Source organism: Bradyrhizobium sp. AUGA SZCCT0158, assembly GCF_018130065.1.
Lineage (GTDB): Bacteria > Pseudomonadota > Alphaproteobacteria > Rhizobiales > Xanthobacteraceae > Bradyrhizobium.
Genome location: NZ_JAFCME010000043.1, coordinates 34,618 through 46,524 on the forward strand (window position 1 = coordinate 34,618; position 11,907 = coordinate 46,524).

Here is an 11,907-nt window from a genome sequence, read left to right on the forward strand (position 1 = left end):
TCCTTCTCACCGCGCTGCGGAAGGCCAACGCACCACGCACGCAACAGCCATGTCGGCGCGTCGGTGCGTTCACAATTCAATTGACATCCAGACCCCTCCGGCGGCGCTCGAGCGCAACACGGCGTCCACCATCGCGACACCGGCAAAGCCATCCTCGATCGTTGGAAAGGTCACTCGGGGATCAGCAAGGGAAGCGGTACGCCCGGCTACAATAGCTGCGGCCACTTCGGTATAGATCGTCGCGAACGCTTCCAGATATCCTTCGGGATGGCCGGGTGGCGTACGACTGACACGCTGACCGGCGGCATTCACAGACCTTGCGCCGCGGCGTACCAGGCGCGTCGCCTCACCAAGCGGCGACCAAACGAGAAGGTTCGGCTCTTTCTGCCGCCAGTCAAGACCGCCCTTCTCGCCGAAGATCCGTAACCGCAGCCCGTTTTCGTTTCCGGGTGCAACCTGGCTCGCCCACAAGGCGCCCCGCGCCCCGCTCTTGTAGCGCAGCAGAATTTGCACATTGTCATCGACACGGCGGCCCGGCACGAAGATGGTCGTCTCGGCCAAGATCTGCTCAGGCATCATGCCGGTAACAAAGTGCGCCAGCTGGTAGGCATGGGTACCGATGTCGCCGACGCAGCCGCCGGCGCCCGCGCGCGCCGGATCGGTACGCCAGTCGGCCTGCTTCTGGCCGGTGGCCTCAAGCGGATCGGCCAGCCAATCCTGCGGGTATTCGACCTGCACGATCCGGATCGCGCCGAGTTCGTCGCCCTGAACCATGGCGCGTGCATGCCGGACCAGCGGATAGCCGGAATAATTATAGGTGACGGCGAATATCAGTCCGCTCGCGCGCGCCTTGTCGCGCAAGCGGCGCGCCTCCTCAAGGGTTGTCGTCAACGGTTTGTCGCAGATGATGTGAATGCCCGCATCCAGGAAGGCGTCGGCGACCGGGGCGTGCATATGGTTTGGGGTGACGATCGCAACCGCTTCGATGCCGTCGGTTCGCGCGGCCTCGGCCTGCGCCATGGTCCGGAAGTCCGGATAGGATCGATCGGATGGAAGGCCGATCGCCGCCGCCGATCGCATCGCTCTGTCGGGCGAGGCCGAAAGCGCGCCGGCGATGAGTTCGTAGCGATCGTCCAGGCGCGCGGCGATACGGTGGACGGCGCCGATGAAGGCGCCTTCCCCGCCGCCTACCATTCCAAGTCGAATGCGTGGTTCAGCCATGTCGCGCGCTCCTGTCGATCTACTCCGGCGCTCAGATGAGCCCCAGTGTCCGCCGGATCTGTGCCTCGTCGCTGGCGCCGCCCGCAAAATCGTCGAAGGCTCGATCGGTGACGCGGATAATGTGATCGCGGATAAAGGTAGCGCCTTCGCGCGCGCCGTCCTCCGCGTTCTTCAGGCAGCATTCCCACTCCAGCACCGCCCAGCGGTCGAATCCGATGGCAGCCAGCCGCGAGAAGATCGCCTTGAAATCGACCTGTCCGTCGCCGAGCGAGCGAAAGCGGCCGGCGCGATTGATCCAGGACTGGAAGCCCGAATAGACGCCCTGCCGCCCGGTCGGATTGAACTCCGCGTCCTTGACGTGGAAGGCGCGAATGCGCCCGGCGTAAATATCGATGAAGGCCAGGTAGTCCAGTTGCTGCAGGACGAAGTGCGACGGATCGTAGTTGATCGCGCAACGCGGGTGATTGCCGGTGCGCTCGTAGAACATCTCGAAGGTGATGCCGTCGCAGACGTCCTCGCCTGGATGGATCTCGTAGCAAAGGTCGACGCCAGCTTCCTCATAGGCATCAAGAATCGGACGCCAGCGACGCGCGAGTTCGTCGAACGCCGCCTCGATCAGGCCCGGCGGCCGCTGCGGCCAGGGATAAAGAAACGGCCAGGCCAGCGCGCCGGTGAAGCTCACGCTGCCGGTGAGGCCGAGGCGGCGGGACGCCTGCGCGGCCTTCATCAGTTGATCTGTTGCCCAGATCTGACGTTCGTTCGGCCTGCCCCTGACGGCCGGCGGTGCAAAAGCGTCGAAGGCTTCGTTGTAGGCCGGATGAACCGCGACCAGCTGTCCCTGCAAATGGGTGGACAATTCCGTGATCACCAGGCCATGGCTCGCAGCCACGCCGGCAATTTCATCGCAATAGGCCTGAGAGGCGGCGGCCTTGTCGAGGTCGATCAGGCGTGGATCGGAGGTCGGGACCTGAACGCCCTTGTAACCAAGCCCTGCCGCCCAGCCGCAGATCGCATCGAGGCTGTCAAACGGCGGATCATCACCGATGAACTGCGCCAGAAAAATTGCGGGTCCCTTCATGGTGGCCGGTCGGATGGTCGCTGACATGAGATCTTCTCCGGTTCAGACGGCTGCACCACGCAGATAGGACGCCGCGTCATTGTCCGACAGGGATGCCGGCCGTTCAATACGCGAGACGATCTCGGTCCCGCCCCCCATCGGGGGCCCGCCTGCCGGAAGTGGATTGTCAGCCCTCTTTGAAAATGCCGGCGTCATCCACGCATCTGAGTGCAGGTGCTATGTTCGGGACTGTCGCTGGCACCTCGCGTAACGCGTCTCTCATCGGCATGCCATGCTGCGCGCCGGCCTTCAGGCAACTCAAGGCCGCGGCCTCGCACCCCACTTCCAACGCCTTTTTGAGCGACGATTTTTCGCCGATCATCGAAGCAAAGGCGCCGACAAACGTATCGCCGGCGCCCGTGGTGTCGACCGGTCTGATGCTCGGGGACGGCGCGCGGTACCGGGTATCGTCGGCAGTGCAGGCCAGTGCCCCCTGCGCTCCGGCCGTCACCACGCAAGTCAATCCGCCCGATCTGGCCAGCCAGCTGCAGGCGGTCTCGAAATCCGTCACGCCTGCGTCGAGCGCTGCAGCAAGGTCGAGCGCCTCGTGCTCGTTTACGATGAGGTAGTCCGCAGCTTCGAGCAGATCGCGGATCATCGCGCCTGTTATCTGATCCGGGACCGGGGCCAGGTTCCAGATAACTTTGCCACCAGCTGACCTGGCCTTGCGCGCAAGGTGAAGGGACTCGGCGTACGGCACCTCCATTTGCAGCACCAGAACGGTGTCGGCGTTGAAGAGCGTCTCCGCGACACCGGCGGCGCAGGCCGTATTGTTAGCGCCGCTCGCCACCGTGATCGCGTTTTCTCCGCTCGGATCGACGGTGATGAACGCGCAACCGGTCGGCGCATCGACCCTGACGATCTGGCCGGTGTCGATGCCGTTGCCGGCGAGATTCTTGAGCGACTCCTCGCCAAATACGTCCCGCCCCAGCCGACCCGCCATGCGGACCTTTCCCGGGCCGGCGATCCGTGCGGCTGCGACCGCCTGGTTGGCGCCCTTTCCGCCGAAGTGGGTTTGATAGGATGGGGCGAGCACCGTCCGGCCGGGGCCGGGAATGACCGGCACCCTGGCGACCAGGTCGACATTAAGCGAACCGAACACAAGGATCATCGCCCGCCCCCGAGCAAAGACCTCAGCCTTCCGCATCCATTTCGTGAAGCTTTTGAACGCGGCGCCGGAAATCTTCGTCCGTCGAAAACTCGGCGGCAAGAAACGAGGAGATGAGATCGTTGGCGAGCCACGGCCCGACGATCTGCGCACCAATGCACATGACATTCACATCGTCATGTTCCACGCTCTGATGGGCCGAATGGACGTCGTGACAAACCGCGGCGCGGATGCCCTTCATTTTGTTGGCCGCAATCGAGGCACCGACACCGGTGCCGCAAACCATGATGCCGCGCGCGACTTCGCCAGACGTGACCTTTTTCGCCACGGCCCGCGCGATATCGGGAAAATCCACCGGCTTCTCGTCATAGGAGCCGACATCGACGACCTCGTGACCGAGGCTGCGGATATGGTCGATGACGGCTTGCTTGAGCGGCCAGCCGGCGTGGTCGGATCCTATGACAAGGCGCATGTGATTTCCATTTCGTTGTTTTTGGGACCGTGACAGCCGCACCCCGGCTGTCACGGTTGTGCTTCGTTCAACCACGCATGTCGGGCGGCAGCTCGACCCCGTGGAATTTCTTGTAGATGGCGTTGAGCTTGCCGTTCTTGACGTTTTCGGTGACCCACGCGTTGAGCTTCTCCAGCAGGCGCGTCTCACCCTTCTTCAGCCCGATGGCGAGTTCGAAGCTGGCGAGCGGGATCTTGGATTCGAAAACGCGCGCCGGGTTCTTGATGCCGATCTGGTTGATGATCGTGGCCGACGAGCCGACGCAATCGACCTGACCGGAGACCGCCGCCGTCACGCCGGTCGCATCGTCGTCATAGCGCGCAATCTTCAGTTCCTTGTCCTTCATGTTCGACAGCATCGTATCCTGCGTGGTGCCGCGCGAGACGCCCACGGTCTTGTCCTTCAGGTCCGGCCAGTCCTTGACGTTCAGCGACTTCAGGCAGCCGATATCCGATTGCAGCGTTGCGTATTTCTTCGTGAAATCGATCACCTTGGCCCGCTCGGGCGTGACCGACAGGGTGGATATGATGATATCGGCCTTGCCGGTCTGCACATTCGGGATCCGCGTCGCGCCGGTGGTCTGGATGAACTCCAGCTCGAGGCCCCAATCCTTGGCCAGCAACTGGGCAACCTCGACATCGGAGCCGGTCGGCTTCATGCTGCTGTCCATCATGCCGGACGGGGGAATTGCAAGGTCCGTCGAGATACGGATCTTCTTGGCCTGCGTGATGTCATCGAGCAGGTCGGCCCGCGCCGGCCGGTCAGCTAGCACGACGAGACAACAGGCAGCGACGGCGCTGCTCCAGATCTTCCGGTTTCCGATCATCATTGGCTTTTTCCTCTCCTGTTATGATTTTAGATTGCCCGTCCCCACAAACTGGACGAGTTCCGGCGTCGTCGGTGCCGTCAGGATCGAGGCAGGCCCGGTTTCGTGAACCTTGCCACGATGCATGAAGACGATCCGATCGGCGATGCTCCTTGCAAAGCCCATTTCATGCGTGACCATCACCATGGTCATGCCATCGGCGGCGAGCTGCTCGATCACCTTCAGGACTTCGCCTGTCAATTCGGGATCGAGCGCCGAGGTCACCTCGTCGAACAGCATGACCTTGGGCTGCATGGCGAGCGAACGTGCGATGGCAGCGCGTTGCTGCTGACCACCGGATAGCTGCTCGGGATAGGCGTGAATCTTCTCTTCGAGACCGACCTGCGCCAGCACCTTGTGAGCCAGCGCCTTTGCCTCGGACAGATCCATTCGCTTCACCGAGCACGGAGCCAGCGTGATGTTCTGCTCGATCGTGAGGTGCGGAAACAGGTTGTAGCTCTGGAATACGATACCGACATCCTGTCGCAGCGCCCGCAGATCGACGTCTGGAAGATCGACCCTGCGTCCGCAGACGGTGATCTCGCCCCCGTCGACCTTCTCGAACCGGTCGATGCAGCGCAGCGCAGTGCTCTTGCCGGAACCCGACCTGCCAATGATGGCAAGGACCTCGCCGCGCTCGACGGTAAAGCTCACGCCATCGAGCACCTTCAGCGAGCCGAAGCTCTTCTGCACGTCGCGGAGAGATACGATGGGAGTGGAAGATGCGGTTTGCTGCATGTCAGGCCAGACTGAGGTTGTTGGCACTGCCACGTCCCATCCGCCGCTCCAGCTTCTGGCTGAACAGGGACAGCGGGTAGCACATGGCGAAATAGACGGCGGCGATGATGGCGTAGACGATGAATGGCTCGAACAGCGAGTTGTTGACGATCTGTCCCGAGCGCATCAGTTCGACGAAACCGACCACCGAGGCGAGCGAGGTGTTCTTGATGATCTGCACCATGAAGCCGACGGTGGGCGGCGTCGCGATGCGCATCGCCTGCGGCAGGATCACCTTTATCATGCGCTGGGTCCGGCTCAGCGCCAGGCCTTCCGCCGCTTCCCATTGCGGCTTTGGCACCGACTGGATCGAGCCGCGCCAGATCTCGCCGAGATAGGCGGCGACATAGAGGGTAAGCGAAGCGCTGGCGGCGGCAAGCGGCGACATCTTGAGGCCAATCGCTGCCAGTCCAAAATAGCCGAGGAACAGGATGACGAGGAGCGGCGTGCCCTGGACCAGTTGCACATAGGCGGCGCTGAGAAGTCGCACGGATTTGAGCGGAGAAATGCGCGCGAGTGCGATTACAAAGCCGACGATACCGCCCCCAATGAGAGCGATCAGGGAAAGCCCGACCGTCCATAGCGCGCCATGGCCGAGGAAAAGCAGGTGGTTGGCATTGAGATGTCCGCCCATGCGCTACCTCACAACGCCGTGCCGAGCCGCCGCCGGCGCGGAAACAGGACGAGGCCGAGGCCCCAGAATCCCGCGCGCATGACCAGCGACAGCAGAATGTAGAGCACGGCGACGATGATGTAGGTCTCGAACGCCCGGTAGGTATCCGACTGGACGTAGTTGGCCACGGCCGTCAATTCCTCGGCGGAGATCTGCGAGCAGACCGACGAGGCAAGCATCAGCAGGACGAACTGGCTGGTGAGCGCCGGATAAACCTTTTCGACTGCGGGCAGCAGGATGATGTGCCAATAGATCTGGAAGCGCGAGAGCGCGAGTCCTTCCGCCGCCTCGATCTGCCCGCGCGGGATCGCTTCGAAACCTGCCCGCATGATCTCGGCCGTATAGGCTCCGACATTGATCGTCAGGGCAACCACCGCAACGGTGAAGGCGGACAGTTTCAGTCCGATGCTGGCAAGTCCGAAATAGACCAGGAATATCTGGACCAGCAGCGGCGTATTGCGGATCGCTTCCACATAGACTTTGCAGATACGCGTAATCAGCCGGCTATGGGCTCCGCGGCCCACGGCCGCAAGTGTACCGAGAAGGGCGCCCGAAACCGTCGCCAGGAACGCGAGCTCGAGCGTCAGAATGGCGCCTCCGAGGAAGTTCGGCCACCGTTCCAGCACTGCGGGAAAGTCGAGTTCGATGTTCATTGCAACAGGATCATCCAGTGCTTTGATTGGTCATGCGGTCGTAGACACGGAACAGGGCCTGATTGCCGTTCGCGCCCTCACCGTGCGCCCGCGCGTCGACATATTGGCTGGTGACGAGTGCGGTTCCAGGCAGCGGCACGTTCAGCGCCTGTGCATGCTCTTGCACCAGCCTGAGATCCTTGAGCATCAGGTCGATCCGAAAGCCGGCGCCGACGTCGCCTGCGATCATCGCCGGACCGAGCTTGTCCAGCATCCACGATGCGGCCGAGCCGCCCAGCAGAACGCGGCGAAGCAAATCCAGGTCGACGCCGGAGGCGCGACCCAACGCGAGCGCTTCGCAGATCGCCTGGATGTTGATGCCGCAGATCAGCTGATTGCAGAGTTTGACGGTTTGTCCGGCGCCGGCAGCGCCGACATGGGTGATGGTGGTGCCCATGGCCCTGAAGAACGGTTCAGCCCTACCGAAGGCTTCCGCTTCACCGCCCGCCATGATCGACAGCGCGCCGTTCTTGGCGCCGAGAGGGCCGCCGGACACGGGGGCATCGATGAAACTGATGCCCGCGCGTTGCAGATCCGCATGGATGCGGCGGACCGCGACCGGCGAGATCGTGCTCATGTCCACGATCAGCTTGCCCGCAGGCGGCGATTTCAAAAGGCCGTCCTCGCCGTAGATCACCGCTTCGACATGCGGCGTGTCAGGCAGCATGGTGACGACGATGTCGCAGCCCCGGCCGGCATCCGCAGGGTTGTTGGCGCCCACGGCTCCTTGCGAAACCACGTCGGCAATTGCGGCCTCGGCAACGTCGAAAGCCCTGACGACATGCCCGGCCTTGAGCAGGTTGCGGACCATTTCCCGGCCCATCGTACCAATGCCGATGAAGCCAACGCTTCCCTTGCCGTCCCGTCCCATCGCTTCTCTCTTCGTCTCGTTGTTCTCGTCGATAGCAGTCAGCGTGATATCTGCCGGCTGTCTTTCTGACCGACGACGGCTCGCCGTCGGTATTCATCGCCGATCGCAAAATGTCGGCGCAGCGTCGTATCCGCCCGCTCGGGATCGCGTGCGACGATCGCGTCGAAGATGCGCTTGTGATCGTCGATCAAGTACGTCTTCATCGACGGGAAGGCCTGCACGAGCTCGCGCCGGCTGCGGTGCGAGTGCGTCAACAGGCCGGCCATCGAATTGTGCAGGACGGCGAGCGTCTCCGAATGGGACGCCAGCACGATCGACTGGTGAAACTCGAAGTCGGCCATGCCGCCCGCATCGGCCTCGTCGATGGTTTCCGAAATTTTCGCCAGCGCACGCTGCAGATGCTCGAAATCGGCGATGCTGGCGCGCTCGCAGGCCAGCCGAACGGCCTGACATTCGATCGCGATGCGCGCCTGCATCACGTCGTCCACCATGTCGGCCTGCTGGGCCAGCGCGAAGGTGAAGAAGTCGTTGAGCACGGAAACGTCCGGACGCGTCACCACGGTGCCGATGCGATCACGGATTTCGACGATGCCAAGCATGGTCAGGGCGCGCAGGGCTTCCCGCACCAGCGGCCGGCTGACGCCGAGCTGCGTCGCGAGCTCGCGTTCGGAGACCAGACGGTCGCCCGGCTTGAGCGAACCGGCGATCAACCGGTCGCGCAGGAAGGCAAAGACCTTCTGGAAACCCCTTTCACCCTCGGCCGCTCGCTTGAGTTCCATTCCCGATCTTTTTGATATTACCTTGGTAAGACCAGTAGGATGACCAGACTGCGGGCGTCAAGCCCCTTTGGGTGCCACGCCTTGCCGCACGGCGTGCCGTGCACGCTTGGAACAAAATGAAGGGCGGTCAGAAGCGAGGCAGGCCGATCAACGTGAAGCGCTTGAGGATGCGAAGGTAGGCAAGGCCTTCCGGTTCGCCGTGGACAGTGACTCAGCTGGAGGCCGCCTCTGCTCCGCTCTTTGCCGATGAGCCGGGCGCCACGACAGCGAGCGTGGGAAGAGATTGGATTGGGCCATGTCCATGGACCATTTTCTTCGCGTGCCTCCGGACGCAACGCACGAGTGCTTCGAGGCCCATTCTACTTTGCATGGGGTTGTTTTCGCGATTTATGTCTGGCTTGGTGCTCCGCTGAACAGGCGCTGCGTCCGGGATGCGAGATCGGCAGATGGGATTTTTCCAACCACTCCCCCTGCCTGGAGGCTAACTCGTTGACTTTCACGTCGTGGCAATTTGCGGTGTTCGTGTCTGGGATATTTGCCCTTTATTACTGGCCACTCGTTCGCCCGTATCAGGTCTACATCCTGGTTCTTGCAAGCCTGTTTTTCTACGGATTCGGGCAACCGGAATTGCTGGCGCTGCTCGCGATAGCGGTCTTCGGGACTTACTTCTTTCTCTTGAAGGCCATGGTTCGACGCAAGTTGTGGCTGCCGGCCGGCATTGCATTCAATCTCGCGTTACTCGCCTTTTTCAAATACAAATTGCTGTTCGTCGACCCCTCCTCACCGGCACTCTCGGATGTTGGCGCGATCGACCTCTTGCTGAAACTTCCGCTCCCAATAGGCATTTCGTTCTTCGTCTTCCACAACATCAGCTTGCTGGTGGACATGACGAAACGCGCCGGCCCAGCCCCCTCCCGATGGGAGGTGTTTCTTTACATCATATTCTTCCCGCAGCTCGTCTCCGGGCCTATCACGCGGGCGGAAAACTTTCTGCCGCAGATCCAACCGAAATTTATCAACGAAGTGCCGTTCGTCGAGGCGGCCAGATGGATTGTCGCCGGCTACTTCTTCAAACTGTTTGTCGCGAACAACCTCAACACGCTTACGACCAACATGGATTATCCTCTATACCATGCGCTTCGAAGCAGCGACCGCTGGCTCTGCCTGTTCCTCTATAGCTATCAAATCTATGCCGACTTCTTCGGGTATTCTGCTATCGCGATCGGGCTGGGGCTGCTGTTCGGCTACCGTCTGCCAATAAATTTCAACTTGCCCTATATCTCGCAGTCGTTTGCTGAATTCTGGACGCGCTGGCACATTTCGCTGTCAACCTGGCTCCGCACCTACCTCTACATCCCGTTAGGCGGCAACCGCGATGGTAAAGGGCGGATGTACCTCAATCTAATGATCGTGATGGGCCTGGGTGGTCTTTGGCACGGCGCCGGATTGAGCTACCTGGCATGGGGGCTAATGCACGGCCTCCTTCTGGTGATCGAGCGTCCGTTCCTGCCCTTGATAGAAAAACTTGCAGCGATTGCCGCTCTGCGTCGCGTGATCGTTGCGGCTCGCATGCTTGTTGTTTTTTTATGCGTCTCCTTCCTGTGGGTTTTTTTCAAGCTCCCGAATTTCGAGCATGCGATGGATTATATTTCTGGTATGTTTATTGATCAGTCCGTGCCCAATCCTGCGCGCATTTACCGAAGTCTGGTGCTGATCTATGCGCTGCCAGTTCTCATACAGCATTTTATTACCTCGGAGAGGCTCGTTGTGCTACGGGGTAACCTCGATCCCTATGTGTATGGCGCGATGGCAGCTCTGATGCTAATCGAAGCCGGTCCCGACACAGCGTTCATATATTTCCAGTTCTAGGTTGGACATGGACCGTACTGCCTCGATGAGCTGGTTCGTGAAGGCGAGCGCTGTATGTGTCGCAGTATTGGCAATGTGTTGGATAGCCCCTCAGTTCCTCAAAGATATCCCTGACTTTCCCGCGACCACGACGGATGAAATACAGTCCAGGATTGCCGATCGTTATCTCAACAGTCCAGTTGCTCCGATCGCGTTAACGGGCAGTTCGTTCACCGTGCGATTGCACGAAGAATTTTTTCATAAACTTTACGTTCGAAATCTGGCGCTGCCTGGCGGATCTCCGTTGACCGGGGCAGCAATGATTGAGGCGGCTGCTGCTGTTCGGCCGCGGCTCATAGCCATCGAGACCAATACGCTTTCTCGCGGTGTCGACCAGGCAATGGTCGAGAGGGTCCGCACGAGCAATGCGGAGCCTGCGCGCGCACCAATGAATTTCAGGCCCCTTCGCACATTAGCCGCGTTGTACCAGCAAAAGCTCGACGATTGGCGGCGCTTTGACAGGGATGACAAATCTGCGCTTCTTCGGCAATCGGCCTTGGAAGAGGTAATTCTACGAAACCCGCCAGCCCCCGAAGACAACCCAGTTGTGCTCACTGCTATCCTGGCTGAGTGGAATAATGCGGATCACGATCAGATCATCCGTCGAAACGTAGCCGAATTGAAGCACATCGTGGAGACGCTCGAGAAGCAAAGCATTTCGGTGTTCTTTTACGAACTTCCTCTGGGCCCCGCATTCGCGCAGTCCCGATATATGACAACGGGCCGATCAGCAATGGCAGAGGCTTTTGGGCACGAGCACGGCAAATGGTTATCATTGGACTATCCATCCAACGAGATCCGATGGACCGATGGAGCACATCTTGACGAACGGTCGGCTATCATCATGGCCCGCTCTTTAGAGAGAGCGATCGAGCGGAAAATGGATAGCGAGGTGGTAAGGCGGACATCCTCAGAGCTTGCCCGCTAGGTTGGAGCCACCATTTCGAGGCCTGACCCGGAGCTTCGAATGGCACGCCCGCGCCAACGTGTTTGTTTGCAAGACGTCAAACGGCTGATCATCGCCGATGAAACGCAAATTCACGTTCCCGCAGCGCGTTGCGCCCGAGGTTTGCAGGTCATCTTCGCACCTCTCGAAATGAGAGGGCGCAGGGAATGCCGGGTGCGCGCTGCACCCGCGGTCTCGTGTGCGATTGTGCAACAAGATGGTGCACACGAGCATACAGGGCAGCGGAGGCACTCCGACATTCCCTGCGCAATGGCTTTACGGCTTATGACGCGCTCTCCCCGGTGAGACGGCCTCTATTGCCACCGTCGCCCCTCGGAAGCGTTAGCTTCTTCGGAGCTTGACGCCGTTACGGGCGCCAGGACCACACGCTTTCGCCGTACGCTTCAGCCGCGACCGTCAATCGCAACTGTTACGTCCA

Annotated in this window: 12 protein-coding genes; 2 read left to right on the forward strand and 10 right to left on the reverse strand. The window is 60.9% G+C overall.

Annotation, left to right across the window (positions count from 1 at the left end; all coding sequences use genetic code 11):
- Positions 1-69: 69 nt before the first annotated feature.
- From JQ574_RS33125 to JQ574_RS33170, 10 genes are all read right to left on the reverse strand, one after another.
- Positions 70-1,221, reverse strand: coding sequence for a Gfo/Idh/MocA family protein (locus tag JQ574_RS33125; protein ID WP_212204229.1), 1,152 nt, complete (start codon positions 1,219-1,221; stop codon positions 70-72).
- Positions 1,222-1,252: 31 nt separating this feature from the next.
- Positions 1,253-2,326 (reverse strand): sugar phosphate isomerase/epimerase family protein, encoded by a 1,074-nt coding sequence (locus JQ574_RS33130; RefSeq protein ID WP_249119765.1) that lies wholly within the window; start codon positions 2,324-2,326, stop codon positions 1,253-1,255.
- Between the two features lie 139 nt (positions 2,327-2,465).
- Entirely contained in the window at positions 2,466-3,449 is a 984-nt protein-coding gene (locus JQ574_RS33135) for a ribokinase (protein WP_212204227.1), read from the reverse strand.
- A 22-nt stretch (positions 3,450-3,471) separates the two neighbouring features.
- On the reverse strand, positions 3,472-3,918 hold the full coding sequence (gene rpiB / locus JQ574_RS33140) for a ribose 5-phosphate isomerase B (protein ID WP_212204225.1): 447 nt from the start codon (positions 3,916-3,918) through the stop codon (positions 3,472-3,474).
- A 67-nt stretch (positions 3,919-3,985) separates the two neighbouring features.
- Positions 3,986-4,786, reverse strand: a complete 801-nt coding sequence (locus tag JQ574_RS33145; RefSeq protein WP_249119766.1) for a transporter substrate-binding domain-containing protein — start codon at positions 4,784-4,786, stop codon at positions 3,986-3,988.
- A gap of 18 nt (positions 4,787-4,804) precedes the next feature.
- On the reverse strand, positions 4,805-5,560 hold the full coding sequence (locus JQ574_RS33150) for an amino acid ABC transporter ATP-binding protein (RefSeq protein ID WP_212204944.1): 756 nt from the start codon (positions 5,558-5,560) through the stop codon (positions 4,805-4,807).
- 1 nt (position 5,561) lies between these two features.
- Positions 5,562-6,233 (reverse strand): amino acid ABC transporter permease, encoded by a 672-nt coding sequence (locus JQ574_RS33155; RefSeq protein WP_212204222.1) that lies wholly within the window; start codon positions 6,231-6,233, stop codon positions 5,562-5,564.
- 8 nt (positions 6,234-6,241) lie between these two features.
- Positions 6,242-6,925, reverse strand: coding sequence for an amino acid ABC transporter permease (locus tag JQ574_RS33160; protein WP_212204221.1), 684 nt, complete (start codon positions 6,923-6,925; stop codon positions 6,242-6,244).
- A gap of 10 nt (positions 6,926-6,935) precedes the next feature.
- Positions 6,936-7,835, reverse strand: a complete 900-nt coding sequence (locus JQ574_RS33165) for an NAD(P)-dependent oxidoreductase (protein WP_212204220.1) — start codon at positions 7,833-7,835, stop codon at positions 6,936-6,938.
- Between the two features lie 38 nt (positions 7,836-7,873).
- The gene (locus JQ574_RS33170) at positions 7,874-8,614 is read right to left on the reverse strand and encodes a FadR/GntR family transcriptional regulator (protein ID WP_212204219.1); all 741 of its coding nucleotides are present in this window, start codon (positions 8,612-8,614) and stop codon (positions 7,874-7,876) included.
- Positions 8,615-9,103: 489 nt separating this feature from the next.
- Here JQ574_RS33170 and JQ574_RS33175 point away from each other — a divergent pair, with 489 nt between their 5' ends.
- Together JQ574_RS33175 and JQ574_RS33180 are read left to right on the forward strand one after the other, a co-directional pair.
- Positions 9,104-10,483: an MBOAT family protein gene (locus JQ574_RS33175; RefSeq protein WP_212204218.1), complete on the forward strand. Its 1,380-nt coding sequence runs from the start codon at positions 9,104-9,106 to the stop codon at positions 10,481-10,483.
- Between the two features lie 7 nt (positions 10,484-10,490).
- On the forward strand, positions 10,491-11,450 hold the full coding sequence (locus JQ574_RS33180; protein WP_212204217.1) for a hypothetical protein: 960 nt from the start codon (positions 10,491-10,493) through the stop codon (positions 11,448-11,450).
- Positions 11,451-11,907: the final 457 nt, after the last annotated feature.